This window comes from Streptomyces sp. NPDC012835 (genome assembly GCF_042900885.1).
Classification (GTDB): domain Bacteria; phylum Actinomycetota; class Actinomycetes; order Streptomycetales; family Streptomycetaceae; genus Streptomyces.
Window position 1 is genome coordinate 880,075 of record NZ_JBIBBW010000002.1, and the last position, 13,224, is coordinate 893,298.

General features: G+C 71.8%; 9 protein-coding genes. 7 read left to right on the top strand and 2 right to left on the bottom strand.

What is annotated here, in order from left to right; all coding sequences use genetic code 11:
- Positions 1 to 4: 4 nt before the first annotated feature.
- From ACFY6S_RS11330 to ACFY6S_RS11360, 7 genes are all read left to right on the top strand, one after another.
- Entirely contained in the window at positions 5 to 976 is a 972-nt protein-coding gene (locus ACFY6S_RS11330; RefSeq protein WP_388825575.1) for a sugar phosphate isomerase/epimerase family protein, read from the top strand.
- Positions 973 to 4,305 (top strand): PQQ-dependent sugar dehydrogenase, encoded by a 3,333-nt coding sequence (locus ACFY6S_RS11335; RefSeq protein WP_388825572.1) that lies wholly within the window; start codon positions 973 to 975, stop codon positions 4,303 to 4,305. The genes ACFY6S_RS11330 and ACFY6S_RS11335 overlap by 4 nt, the downstream gene beginning before the upstream one ends.
- A gap of 158 nt (positions 4,306 to 4,463) precedes the next feature.
- Complete coding sequence (locus tag ACFY6S_RS11340) at positions 4,464 to 5,693, top strand: ROK family protein (protein ID WP_388825569.1); 1,230 nt, start codon at positions 4,464 to 4,466, stop codon at positions 5,691 to 5,693.
- A 127-nt stretch (positions 5,694 to 5,820) separates the two neighbouring features.
- Entirely contained in the window at positions 5,821 to 6,975 is a 1,155-nt protein-coding gene (locus ACFY6S_RS11345; protein ID WP_388825566.1) for a YbhN family protein, read from the top strand.
- A gap of 255 nt (positions 6,976 to 7,230) precedes the next feature.
- Positions 7,231 to 7,908, top strand: a complete 678-nt coding sequence (locus ACFY6S_RS11350) for a fasciclin domain-containing protein (RefSeq protein ID WP_388825563.1) — start codon at positions 7,231 to 7,233, stop codon at positions 7,906 to 7,908.
- Positions 7,909 to 8,151: 243 nt separating this feature from the next.
- The gene (locus ACFY6S_RS11355; protein WP_388825833.1) at positions 8,152 to 8,322 is read left to right on the top strand and encodes a hydrophobic protein; all 171 of its coding nucleotides are present in this window, start codon (positions 8,152 to 8,154) and stop codon (positions 8,320 to 8,322) included.
- A gap of 515 nt (positions 8,323 to 8,837) precedes the next feature.
- Positions 8,838 to 9,533, top strand: a complete 696-nt coding sequence (locus tag ACFY6S_RS11360; RefSeq protein WP_389462125.1) for a DNA-binding response regulator — start codon at positions 8,838 to 8,840, stop codon at positions 9,531 to 9,533.
- 9 nt (positions 9,534 to 9,542) lie between these two features.
- Here ACFY6S_RS11360 and ACFY6S_RS11365 read toward each other — a convergent pair whose 3' ends face one another.
- Positions 9,543 to 10,400, bottom strand: a complete 858-nt coding sequence (locus tag ACFY6S_RS11365; RefSeq protein ID WP_388825557.1) for an ABC transporter permease — start codon at positions 10,398 to 10,400, stop codon at positions 9,543 to 9,545.
- Positions 10,397 to 13,036 carry an alpha/beta fold hydrolase gene (locus ACFY6S_RS11370; protein ID WP_388825554.1) on the bottom strand — a complete coding sequence of 880 codons (2,640 nt, stop codon included), beginning with the start codon at positions 13,034 to 13,036 and terminating at the stop codon, positions 10,397 to 10,399. The genes ACFY6S_RS11365 and ACFY6S_RS11370 overlap by 4 nt, the downstream gene beginning before the upstream one ends.
- Positions 13,037 to 13,224: the final 188 nt, after the last annotated feature.

Sequence of the window (13,224 nt, forward strand, 5' to 3'; positions counted from 1 at the left end):
GACCGTGGGCCATTCGTCCAAGTCCTTCGACCGCAGGGCCTTCCTGCGGGCCACCGCGGGCACCACCGTGGCGCTCGCCGCCGCCTCGGTCACCGGTGTCGCGGCGGCCACCTCCGCCGCCGCCGCGACCGGCGCCCCGTCGATCCCCAAGGACCGCATCGGCATCCAGCTCTACAGCATCCGCGACAAGGTCAGCGCGCTGGGCTTCGCCGTCGTGCTGACGGAGCTGGCCCGGATCGGCTACCGCGAGATCGAGTTCGCCGGATACACCCAGAACACCTCCATCCTGGGCCGGCAGATCACCCTCCCGGAGATCCGGCGGATTCTCGACGACAACGGGCTGCGCGCCGTGGGCAGCCATGTCGGCATCGGCAATCTGCGCTCCGGCCTCCAGGGCGAGCTGGACGCCGCCGAGATCCTCGGCATGCCGCACATCGGCACGGCCAACGCCCCCTCCAACAGCAACACGGTGGCGGGCTATCTCGCCGCCGCCGAGGAGTTCAACACCTGGGGCGCGGCGGCCACCGCCCGTGGCCTCAAGCTCTACCAGCACAATCACGCGGGCGAGTTCGCCTTCGCCACCGACCAGCCGTCCGTCCGGCTGTACGACGTCTTCCTGAAGAACACCGATCCGCGCCATGTGTACCTGGAGCTGGACATCTACTGGGCGTACGTGGGGCAGTACCGCTACCCCGGTTTCGATCCGGCCGCCTACGTCCGTAACCAGCCCTACCGTTACCCGCTGTTCCACATGAAGGACGGCGACACGAACCCGTCCAACGCCAACGGCTACGACATCGTGGAGTTCGGCGCGGGCGACCTGCCGTACGAGAGGTTCATCCGCGACATCGGTCCGCGCGCCGCGCACCTCGGCATCTGGGAGCAGGACACGGCCCCCGGCACCCTGCCCGAGCCGCCCGGCTCGCTGGGCGCGGCACAGCGCAGCTACACGGCGCTGAAGGGGCTGCTCGGATGAGGAGACGCGGCCCCGCGCGGGGCACCCTGGGACGTCTGATCACCGGAGCCCTCCTGCTGGCCCTGCCCGCGCTCGGCGGCGCGGTCGCCGTCGCGCCCGCCGCGCAGGCGCACGAGGGCCACGAACACGCCCTGGACTGGGCCAACTACGAGAAAGTCACCCTCACCAAGGACACCGGCGAGCCCATCGACCTCGCCGTCCTGCCCGACAGCCGGGTGCTGCACACCGCCCGCAACGGCGATCTGCGGCTGACCGACCCCGGCAGCGGTGTGACGAAGATCGTCAATCACGTGAACGTCTACCAGAACTCCGAGATGGGGCTCCAGACCGTCACCCTGGACCCGGACTTCGCCACCAACAACTGGGTCTACCTCTACTACTCCCCGCCGCTGGACACCCCGACGGGCTCGGCGCCGCTCCAACTGCCGGCCGGGCAGGACGACTCGTACTGGGAGCGCTGGGAGGGGTACGAGAGCCTCACCCGCTTCAAGTGGACGGGGGACGAACTCGACCTGTCCACCGCCCAGGAGATCATCCGGATTCCCTCCAACCGCGGCCAGTGCTGCCACGTCGCCGGTGACGTGGACTTCGACGCGGACGGCAATCTCTATCTGTCGACCGGCGGCAACACCCCGGCGTCGGGGCCCAACGTCAACGGCTACACCCCGATCAACGACGCGCCGACCTACAACCCGGGGCTGGACGAGCGCCGGGGCGCCGGCAACACCAACGACCTGCGCGGGAAGATCCTCCGGATCAAGGTCGCGGAGGACGGGAGCTACACGGTCCCCGAGGGGAACCTCTTCGCCCCCGGCACCGCCAGGACCCGGCCGGAGATCTTCGTGATGGGTCTGCGCAACCCCTTCCGCATGACGGTCGACCGGGAGACCGGCGCCGTGATGTGGGGCGACTACGGCCCGGACGCCGGTACGGCGGACCCGGACCGGGGGCCGATGGGGTACGTCGAGTGGCAGACCACGACCAAGCCCATGAACAGCGGCTGGCCGTTCTGCGCCGGTGACAACTCGCACCCGTACCGGGACTTCGACTTCGCCACGCTCACCCCGGGGCCGGCCTTCGACTGCGCCGCGCCGGTCAACGACTCGCGCTGGAACACCGGCCTGTCCGTGCTGCCGCCGTCCGTCCCCGCCACGCTCTGGTACGGGGACCGCGACACCGACCAGCCCTGGCCCGAGCTGACCGCCTTCCGCGGTCCCGGCGGTCCCGGCGGGCAGGCGCCGATGGCGGGTCCCGTCTACCACTACGACGCGGACAACCCCGCGCCCGGCAAGTTCCCGGCGTACTGGGACGGCAAGGCGTTCTTCGGCGAGTTCTCCCAGGACTATGTCGCCGCCCTCAGCCTCGAAGGCCCGGACGGTCCGGTGACCAAGCTGGAGAACGTGCTGCCCAACAGCGAGCGTTCCGAGAACGGCATCCCGCCCTGGGACAACCCGATGGACCTGGAGTTCGGCCCGGACGGCGCGCTGTACGTACTGGACTACGGCGACGGGTTCTTCCGGCAGAACCCCGACGCGGGCCTCTACCGGATCGACTACGCGGAGGGCAACAAGGCGCCCACCGCCGTGATCAAGGCCGACCCGACCTCCGGGCAGGCCCCGCTGACGGTCTCCTTCGACGCCACCGCGTCCACCGACCCGGAGGACGGCGAACTCACCTATCAGTGGGACCTCGACGGTGACGGCGTCTTCGACGCCACCGGGCCGCACGCCACCCGCGTCTATCCGGACAACGGCCAGTTCCAGGCCCGGCTGAAGGTCACCGACCCGCAGGGCAAGACCGGGCTGACCAGCCGCCAGATCACCGTCGGCAACACCGCCCCGACCGTGGCGATCACCTCACCGCCCGACGGCGGGTTCTTCAACTGGGGCGACGCCGTGCCGTACGGCGTCGACATCGAGGACGCCGAGGACGGCAAGAACGTCGACTGCGCCAAGGTCGCCTGGACCTTCGGACTCGGCCACAACCAGCACGGCCACCCGGTCAACAGCGGCACCGGCTGCGCGGGCGCGGTCGTGACCCCCACCGACGCGGGGCACGGGGACACCGAGAACGTCTTCGGCGTCCTCGGTATCTCGTACACCGACAAGGGCGCCGGCGGTGTGCCGCCGGCCACCGGTGACGCCCAGGTGGTGCTCAACCCGGCGCTCATGCAGGCCGAGCACTACGACTCCGCGGCCGGAGTCACGGTCACCGACGACGCCACGGCCTCCGGGCAGCGGAAGCTGACGTCCTTCGACGCCGGGGACTGGATCGCCTACGACCCGGTCTCGTTCGCCGGCGTCACCGGCGTGAAAACCCGGGCGAGCGGCGCCGGAACCCTGGCGCTGCGCTGGAACGCGGCGGACGCCGAGCCGTTCGCGACCGTCTCGGTGCCGGCGGGCGACGGCTGGCGGACCGTCGACACCGCCTTCGGCACGGCCCCTTCGGGGACCGGCGAGCTGTTCGTCACCTCCTCCGGGGGCGTCGAGCTGGACTCGCTGACCTTCCAGGGGCCGGGGGTCGCGGACCGGACGCCACCGCGGGTGACCGCCACGCTGAACCCGGCGCGCCCCAACGGTGACAACGGCTGGTACACCGGCAATGTGACGCTGAACGTCACCGCGACCGACAACGGCACGGTCAGCGGCCGGCAGTACTCCGTCAACGGCGGTACTACCTGGCTGTCGGCCAACGCCGCCGTCACCCTCTCCACGGAGGGCGCCACCACCGTCCTCTACCGCGCGACGGACAGCGGTGGCAATGTCTCCGAGACCGGCAGCCTGACCGTACGGATCGACCGGACCGGCCCCGCCGTGACGGTCACCGGACTGGACGGGGACGGCGTGTACGGCGACTCGAAGCGTCCGACGCCGGTGGTCACGGCCACCGACACGGTCTCCGGAGGCGCCACAGCGACCACCACCCTGGACGGCGCCGCGCTGGTCTCCGAGCGGCCCCTGGAGCTGTGGCGGCTCGCGCTGGGCGGCCATGAGCTGAAGGTGACGGCCCGCGACCGGGCCGGTAACTCCACCACGAAGACGGTGCGTTTCACCGTCCGTACCTCCTTCGACGACCTCGACGCGCTGCTGCCCCGGCTGCGCGAGGACGGGCTGGTGTCGGCGCAGGGGCTTCAGCGCCTGACGCTCCGGCTCGACCAGGCGCGGGAGCACGCCGAGGCCGGGCGGACCAGCCGGGCGGCGGCGGTACTGGAGTCGTTCGCCGAGTCCGCCGGTGATCCGGCGCTGGTGCCGGACCGGGCGGCGGGCGCGGCGCTCGCGCGGGACGCACGGGCCGTGAAGGGAGACCTGACGGGGAGTTCGGCGGGCTGACCTCGCCGGACGAGGAGGAGTTGCCGTCCCACCGGCGGGTGGTGGGGCGGCAACTCCCTGACCGCCGAACTTTTGGCGGTGGCAGCGAAAGTTGCGTACGGTCGCACGGTAAGGGCCTGTTACCGAATGGGCGTTCCGAGGATCGAGGAAGTGAGCCCATGAGCGTTCCGTACCGGGTCCTGAGCCTGCTGCGCGACAACGGCCCGCTGTCCCGGGCCCAGTTGTCCGACCGGCTGGAGATCCCGCGCCCGAGGTTACTGGCCGAGCTGGACCGTATGGTCGCGGCGGGCAAGGTGCTGGAGGCGGGTCCGGCCGCCTCGCGCGGCGGCCGGCGCTCCACTCTCGTCCAGCTGGATCCCGGGCTGCGGTTCGCCGCCGTCGACCTCGGTGCCAGTTCGCTCGACATCGAGATCACCGACGGTGGTCTGGAGCCCGTGGCCTCCTACTCGGAGGCGGCCGACATCCGCTCGGGCCCGGTGGCCGTGCTGGACCGGGTCAGCGAGATCCTGCACGGGCTCGCGGCCCAGGGCCACTACACGCGTCTGGACGCCATCGGTATCGGCCTTCCCGGCCCGGTCAGCTTCCGCGACGGCGTACCCGTCTCTCCGCCGATCATGGTGGGATGGAACCGCTATCCGGTGCGCGACACCCTGGCCAGGGAGCACGGTTGCCCGGTGGTCGTCGACAACGACGTCAACGTGATGGCCCTCGGGGAGCGGCACAGCGGGGTCGCCAGGACCGTCGACCATCTGCTCTTCGTCAAGATCGGCAGCGGAATCGGCTCGGGCATGCAGCACCACGGCCGGATCTACCGGGGCGCGGAGGGGTGCGCCGGCGACATCGGCCACATACAGATCGAGGCCGACGGTCCCGTCTGCACCTGTGGCAACACGGGTTGCCTGGAGGCGTACTTCGGCGGGGTCGCGCTCGCCAGGAACGCGACCGCCGCCGCTCGCTCCGGGGCGTCGCCCGCGCTGGCCGAACGGCTCGCCGAGCGGGGCGCGCTGACCGCCGTGGACGTCGCCGAGTGCGCCACCGCCGGTGACACCGCGTCCGTCACCCTCATCCGCGACGGCGGCCACCGGGTCGGGCAGGTGCTCGCCACCCTGGTCAGCTTCATGAACCCGTCGATGATCGTGATCGGTGGCGGGCTGGCCGGGCTGGGCTACGTCCTGCTCTCCGAGATCCGCAGCGTCGTCTACAAGCGGTCACTTCCCCTGGCCACCGGCAACCTCCCGATCGTCATGTCCGAACTCGGCCCCCGCGCGGGCGTGGTCGGGGCGGCGCTGCTGGCCAGCGAGCTGAGCTACGGCGGGCAGCCGGGGCAGCACGGGGAGTCCGCCGGGGCGGCGGGGCCGGTGGGACCGGTCTCGCGCGTTCGCTCCTGAGCGGGGACCCGCGCACCGGATCCGGTGCGCGGGTCCGGTGGTGCGCGGGTCCGGTGATGCGCGGGTCCGGTGATGCGCGGGTCCGGTGCGCGGGTCCGGTGCACGTACCGGTCGTATCGTATGAGAGGTGGTCGATCACCCCGGGGGGCACGAGGGGGACCCGCCGCATGCGCCGGCCCGGACGGCGATACGCCCCTGGTGGTGGCTGGTCGCGGCCGTACTCGTGGCGCTCGCCGTGGCCGTCGCGGTCACCCGGCGCCATGAGCTGGTGTCCGCCGTCCAGCTGATCGGTGAGGTCCGCCCGTACCGCCTGGTGGTGGCCGCCGGGTGCGAGGCGGTCGCCCTGTTCTGTCTCGCGGCGCTCCAGTGGTGGCTGCTGCGGGCCGGGGGCGCCCGGATACGGCTGCGTGCCATGGTCGCCCTGGTGCTGGCGGCCAACGCCATCGCGGGGGCGCTGCCCGGCGGGGCCGCTTTCGCCGCCGCGTGGATCTTCCGGCGGCTGCGGCGCAGGGGCGTCGAGCAGGTGCTCGCGGGCGCGGCGCTGGCGGTGGCGGGGGCGCTGTCGGGGCTGAGCCTGTTCGTCCTGCTGCTGGCCGGGGTGCTGGTGGCGGGCTCCTCCGGCCCCGCTTCGGGGCTGCGGGGCGCCGTCGTCGTCCTGGCGGTGGCCGCGCTCGTGGCGGTGGGCGTGGTGGCGGGGCTGTCGCGCTTCCCCCGGATACGCCGCGGGGTCCGGCGCGGCTGGCGGCGGCTCGGACTGCGCTCACGGCGGCTCTGGGACGCCGAACAGGCCCTGTCCCGGCTGGGCCGCCATGTCCGCGCCACCCGGCCGGGACCGGGCCCCTGGCTGCGGCCGGTCGCGGCGGCGGTGCTCAACTGGGGTTTCGATCTGGCCTGTCTGGTCACGTGCGTGTGGAGTCTGGGGATCCACGTGCCCTGGCACGGGATGCTCGCGGCGTACGCGCTGACGCAGTTCGCGGGGAGTCTGCGGCTGACCCCCGGCGGCCTCGGGGTGGTCGAGACGAGCCTCACGGCCCTGCTGGTGGTGTACGGGCTGAGCACGGAGCAGGCGATCGCCGTCACGCTCCTCTACCGCGTGCTGAGTTACTGGGCGCTCCAGCCGGTCGGCTGGGCGTGCGGGCTGGGGCTGGTGCTGGCCGACCGGCGCGGCGGGGGTTCCGGCCCCGGTGCGCGGCCCGGCGGGACGGACGGCGGCTCCGGTGGCGATTCCGGGCCGGATGGCCGCTTCCGTACGGATGGCGGCTCCAGGGTGTCCGAGCCGTAGCCTCCGTGGCGCCCCTCCCCGGGCCGCACACCGGTCGAATCCGCCTCAAGATGCTCAAAACGCCGCGTTATGTCTACCCTTTACTCGGTGGCTCGATCAGACAACAGGATCGCGATCGTCGTACGCGACATGCCGGACGGGTGAGCACGCCCCCTCCGGCGCCTCCGGGCCACCGATTGACCGGCCCACCCGGCCGTCGTCGACGCCTCCGGGCCCGAGCCGGGGCCCTCCTCCCACAGGAAGAGGAATCGAAACATGAAGCCCAACCGCATCCGCACCACCGTCGTGGCAGCAGCCGTGGCGGCAGCGCTCCCGGTCACCCTGGGCGCAATGGCGCCCCAGGCGCTCGCGGAGACCCCGACACCCAGCACGCCGTCCAGCGCCAGCGCCAGCGCCTCGACCTCGCCCAGCGCGTCGTCCAGCACCTCACCCTCGCCGTCCACCAGCGAGTCGACGGCGCCCGTACCGTTCGGCCCGGACTGCTCCGCGGTGCCGAAGACGGGCAGCGGAAGCGTCAAGGAGATGGCGAAGGAGAAGGTGGCCACGGCCGCTTCGCACAATCCGCAACTCGCCACCCTGGTCACCGCCGTGAAGAAGGCCGGACTGACCGACACGCTCGACTCGGCCAAGAACATCACCCTGTTCGCGCCGACCAACGCGGCCTTCGACAAGGTCCCGAAGGATCAGCTCGACAAGCTGCTGGCCGACAAGGCCGAGCTGGCCAAGGTCCTGAAGTACCACGTGGTGGACAAGACGGTCACCCCCAACGAGCTGCCGAAGGGGACCTTCAAGACCCTGGAGGGCACCGACCTCACCACGTCGGGGTCCGGCACGACGTTCAAGGTGAACGACACGGCGAACATCGTCTGCGGCAACATCAAGACGGCCAACGCCACGGTGTACCTGGTCGACTCGGTGCTGATGCCGAAGTAGCCCCGGCCACCGACACGGCCCGATCCACGCACCGCTGCCCGTACCGGGTTCCCGGTACGGGCAGCGGCCCGTTCGAGCCCGCTCCAGCGGCCGCCCGTTCGAGCGCCGGCGCATTCGAGCGAGAGCACGTGCGAGCGAGAGCGCGTTCCCCGAAAGCGTCCCGGAAAACAATTGAATACCTCCCGGAGTCCCACGCATGAGCCCCGGAACAGGGGGCACACGGCTGCTCGGAGGTTGATGACAATGGTTCCCCTGATAGTTGTTCTTCTGCTCGCCCTGCTGCTCTTCGGTGTCGGATTCGCCGTCAAGGCACTCTGGTGGATCGCCGCGATCGTCCTGATCGTATGGCTGCTGGGCTTCGTGATGCGCCCTGCCGCCAGTGGCGGAAAGCGCGGCCGGTGGTACCGGTGGTAGAGAGATTCACGAAATAGCGGTGTCGAACCGCGCACATATCGCAACGTGGTGGGGACCCGGACGGACATCGTCCTGGTCCCCACCACGTTTTCGATCCCGTTCACCCGACCGCTGCGGATAATTTCCCTCCGGCAAGGGTCCCCTCGGCCTTTTCCCGGAGCCGCACCGAAACCACGGCAGCCCCACGGGCAACTCGCGCCGAATCAGGGAACACCAGCGCCATTCCGGCGCACAGATCACACGGGACGGCACCCGCCCCACCGGCTCCCCGCCGACTTCGCACCCGCCCCGCACCTGCCCTGCGGCGTGGAGTCGCCATCACCCTGAACTGCACTTGTCACAGTGAGCAATGATGTGAGTACATGGAGTGGCGTACGACTCCGAGGGGATGGCGGGGGTGGTCAGCCATGGGGGAAGTGTCAGGTTCCGTACTCAACAGGTCGACGCTTTCGGTGAGCGCGACGCGGGAGGAAGCGGTGGACGCGCCGCATCCACCCGGTAGGCCCATCCGGGGCGTGCGGGAGGTGACGGCGGCTCTGACCGCGCTGGTGCGCTCCGCCCGCAAGGAGATGCTGATCTTCGACGACCCGGGCAGCTGTCCGGGCCAGTGCGTCCCGGACGAGTCCGCCGAAGCCGCCGGCGCCTGTGTGCGGGCGGCGGGTGACCACGTATGGCTCGAAAGCGGGCCGGACTCCCCCGGCGCTGGCGGCGGCAGGGGCCGACGGCGGCGGCGCTCCCCGTCGGTCGGCGTACGCAGGATCGTGCCCCGGCACGGACTGACCGCGCTCCCGCACTCCCTGCCCCGGCAACTCCCCGGCCTGGCGCGGCAGACCGAGTCCATCCCGTTCAAGATGATCCTGGTCGACCGCTCCGTCGCCGCGATTCCTCTCGATCTCCAACTGCACTACCACGGGCTGCTGTTGATCCGCGATCCCGTGGTCGTACAGGCTCTGGTGCGCACCCATGAGATCTGGTGGGAGACCGGCGAGGAGCTGCCCACGGCGGAGCCGCCGGCCCCGGAAGGTCTGGCGGCGCCGTTACGGCCCGTGCTGGAGGCCATGGTGGCCGGGCTCACCGACGAGACGGCGGCGGCCCGGCTGGGCATGTCCAGCCGCACCTACAGCCGCCGGGTGGGCGAGCTGCTGGCCGCCCTCGGCACGACGAGCCGCTTCCGCGCGGGTACGGAAGCGGCTCGACGGGGCTGGATCTGAGAATTGTTCCTACGACACGATGTCCTTGCGGGAGAACCCCTTGAAGGCCAGGGCGAACAGCACCACGGCGTAGGTGACCGAGACGGCCGTGCCCTTCACCATGCCGCCCCACTCCAGCTGCGGCTGAAGCGCGTCCGCCCACGCGAACTGCCAGTGCGCGGGCAGGAAGTCCCGCCAGGAACCGAGCGCGGTCACCGCGTCCAGGACATTGCCGACGATCGTCAGGCCGACCGCGCCACCGACCGCGCCCAGCGGGGCGTCGGTCCTGGTGGACAGCCAGAAGGCGAGGGCCCCGGTCACCAGTTGGGAGACGAAGATGAACGCGACGACCAGCGCCAGTCTCGGCAGGGCGTCGGCCGTGGCCAGAGAGCCACCGGTCGGCAGCTCCAGCGGCCCCCAGCCGTAAGCGGCGGTACCGGCCACCAGCCCGACCACGGGCAGCAGGACCATCGCCGCCGCGCTCATCCCGAGCGCGACCACCAACTTGCTCCACAGCAGCCGCCAGCGGGGGACGGGAGCGGCGAGGAGGTAGCGCAGGGAGGACCAGCTCGCCTCGGAGGCCACGGTGTCCCCGAAGAACAGCGCGACGGGCACCACCAGCAGAAAGCCGGCCGAGACGAAGAGACAGGTCGCCGCGAAGTTGGCGCCGGAGGCCGTGGCGGTGTCCATCAGGGTCACCCCGCCGCGTGCGGAGCCGTCCGGGGCGCCCCCGATGGCGAACGCCACGATCAGGACGAAAGGCAGCGCGGCCAGCATGACCCCCATCGCCAGCGTCCGCCTGCGCCGCAACTGCCGCAGCGCCTCGACCCGCAGCGGCAGGGTGCGCCGGGCCCGGTAGCCGGGGGCCGACTCGGTCAGCGCGCTCATGCGGAGCCTCCGGAGATCAGGGTGAGGAACGCGTCCTCCAGGCGGCGGTGGGGTCCGACCCCGGTCAGCGGGACATCCAGCCGTATCAACTCGGTGACCAGGGTGGTGGTGCTCGCGCCGTCGAGCCGGACGAGCAGCCCGGGGCCGCCGTCCGCGCGGACCGCCGAACCGACCCCGGCCAGCGCGCCGATCTTCTCGATCACAGGCTCCGGCACCTCCTCGGCGGTGGTGACGAGCAGGGTGTCGCCCGAACCGGTGATCTCCTCCACCCGCCCCGCCTGCACGAGTTGGCCACGGCGCATGACCACCAGATGCGTGCAGGACTGCTCGACCTCGGAGAGGAGATGGCTGGAGACGATGACGGTCCTGCCGCCCGCCGCGTACCGGACCATCACGTCCCGCATCTCGCGGATCTGCGGCGGGTCGAGACCGTTGGTCGGTTCGTCGAGGATCAGCAGATCCGGCATACCGAGCATGGCCTGCGCGATGGCGAGCCGCTGCCGCATCCCCTGCGAGTAGGTGCGTACGGCCCGGGCGAGCGCGTCGCCGAGCCCGGCGATCTCCAGGGCCTCCTCGATGTGGGAGTCCTCGGCGGGACGGCCGGTGGCCTGCCAGTACAGCTCCAGGTTGGCCCGTCCCGACAGATGCGGCAGGAAGCCCGCGCCTTCCACGAACGCGCCGACCCGGGAGAGCACCGGGGCGCCCGGCCGGATGGCATGGCCGAAGACCCTGATCTCGCCGGCGTCCGGGGTGATCAGCCCCATCAGCATGCGCAAAGTGGTGGTCTTTCCGGCACCGTTCGGACCGAGCAGCCCGAGCACCTGCCCCTTCTCCACCTGGAAGGAGAGATCACGGACCGCGTACCGGTCGGCGGACCTGGCGTACCGCTTCGCCAGACCGTCGATCCGCAGCGGCACGTCGGCCAGTTCGGGGTCGGGCGCCGGGGCGCTGCCGCGGCGGCGGGCGGCGAGCAGCAGCCCGGCCGCGATCAGCACGCCGATCGCCGGCAGCCCCCAGGTCCACCAGGGCAGCGCCGCGGACCCACTGGTGAGCGCGGGCACGGTCGGTACGGTCAGCGGACCGTCGAGGGAGACCTTGTACGTGGCGGGTTCGGCCGGCGAGGCGTAGCCGAGGTCGGTGGCGGCGAGCACGAGCCGCAGCCGGTGCCCGGGGGCCAGCCGATGGTCCACGGCGGGCAGGGTCAGCTCCACCGTCCTGCCCTTTTTCGCGTCCTCCACCCTGATGGGCGCGACGAGTTGCGACGGCAGCACGTTCCGGCCGCCCTCGGGGCCCACGTCGTACACCTTGGCGAACAGCACCGCGTCACCGCTGCTGGAGCTGACGGTGGCGCGGACGGTCGGGGTGCCGGTGATCCGCAGCGACCGTTCGAGGGGCGCGGAGTCGAAGGCGGCGTGCTGTCCGGGGAAGTCGAGCGAGAGCCCGACGCCGAACGTGGACAGCTGGGAGAGTCCGCCGCCGATGCCGGGAACGGTGGAGATCGCGGGCGGGCTCCCGCCCGCCGGATTCTCGAAGGTCTCGGTGGAGCCGCTCAGCGGAACGGTGGTGGTGCCGCTCTCCAGCCCCGGATAGCGGGCGCCGCTCGCGCCCCGCACCTGGGCCCTGCCGTCGGTGGAGTCGACGCCTCCGGTCCTGGTGACCCGGAACGCGGGCCCGGTGTCCACGCCCTTGTCGTCCTTGAGGTAGCGGTCGAACCAGGAGGAGACCCGGTTCAGCACCCGGCCGCCCTCCATGTCGCCGCCGTCGTGCCCGCCCGCGATCCAGTCGACGTCGACCGGTGCGCCGTTGGCGCGGATCGCCTTCTCCATGGCGTCGGCGTGACCGAGCGGGAAGAGCGAGTCGGTCTGGCCCTGGAAGATCAGCGCGGGCACATCGATACGGTCGGCCACGGCGGACGGGCTGCGCTCCTCCAGCAGGGTGCGGGCGGACGCGTCGGGGGTGCCGGAGACCGCGACCCGCTGGTACATCGCGCACAGCGCCTTCTCGAAGTTCTCGCAGCCGCCGCCGTTGGAGAAGAAGATCCCGGCCCAGAGCTTCTTGAAGACGCCGTCGGGGAAGAGGGCGTCGGCGAGGTTCCAGTACGTGATCTGCGGGGCGATCGCGTCGACCCGCTTGTCGTACCCGGCGGCGAGCAGGGAGACGGCCCCGCCGTACGAGGCGCCCGTGAGCCCGACCCGGGGATCGCCCTTCGCGTCGAGCAGCACCTCGGGCCGCTTCGCGAGCCAGTCGATCAGCCGGGACACGTCCTTGACCTCGCGGTCCGGGTCGTTGATCCCGATCCGGCCGGTGGACTTCCCGAAGCCGCGCGCCGACCAGGTCAGCACCGCGTACCCGTCGCGCGCCAGCTTCTCGGCCTGGTCCCGCACATCGGCCTTGCTGCCGCCGAACCCGTGCCCGATCAGCACGGCGGGCCTGCGCCCGCCGCCGCCCGAGGTGAAGTACGAGGTGTCGATCCGGGCACCCGGCATCGCCATCACCCGGTCCTCCCGGTGCACGGCGGGCGCACCGTCCGACGCGACGGCGGTCCAGGTGCCGGCTCCGACCAGCACGGCGAAGGCGGCCAGAACCACCGGCCATCGCGCGCGCAGCCAGGAGCGGCGGGGGGTTGGGGTCTCCATCCTTGAACCCTAAACGGCCCCGGGGACGGACCGCCGTACCCCCGGTCGGAACCCGGCGACCTCCTTGAGGAGTACGGCCGGCCGCCGCCGTACAGCAGACGCGGTACGGTCCGAAGCGGCGCGGGACGGAGCCCGCCGGGCGCGGCCGACGGTGTGTCGGGGCCCGTGCGTCACCGGGAGCCCTCGCC

Bases quoted from the DNA above. Each gene is read 5' to 3' on its own strand.
- ACFY6S_RS11335 (WP_388825572.1), top strand. From the start codon at position 973: ATGAGGAGACGCGGCCCCGCGCGGGGCACCCTGGGACGTCTGATCACC.
- ACFY6S_RS11355 (WP_388825833.1), top strand. From the start codon at position 8,152: ATGGTTCCCCTGATAGTTGTTCTTCTGCTCGCCCTGCTGCTCTTCGGT.
- ACFY6S_RS11350 (WP_388825563.1), top strand. From the start codon at position 7,231: ATGAAGCCCAACCGCATCCGCACCACCGTCGTGGCAGCAGCCGTGGCG.
- ACFY6S_RS11340 (WP_388825569.1), top strand. From the start codon at position 4,464: ATGAGCGTTCCGTACCGGGTCCTGAGCCTGCTGCGCGACAACGGCCCG.
- ACFY6S_RS11370 (WP_388825554.1), bottom strand. From the start codon at position 13,036: ATGGAGACCCCAACCCCCCGCCGCTCCTGGCTGCGCGCGCGATGGCCG.
- ACFY6S_RS11365 (WP_388825557.1), bottom strand. From the start codon at position 10,400: ATGAGCGCGCTGACCGAGTCGGCCCCCGGCTACCGGGCCCGGCGCACC.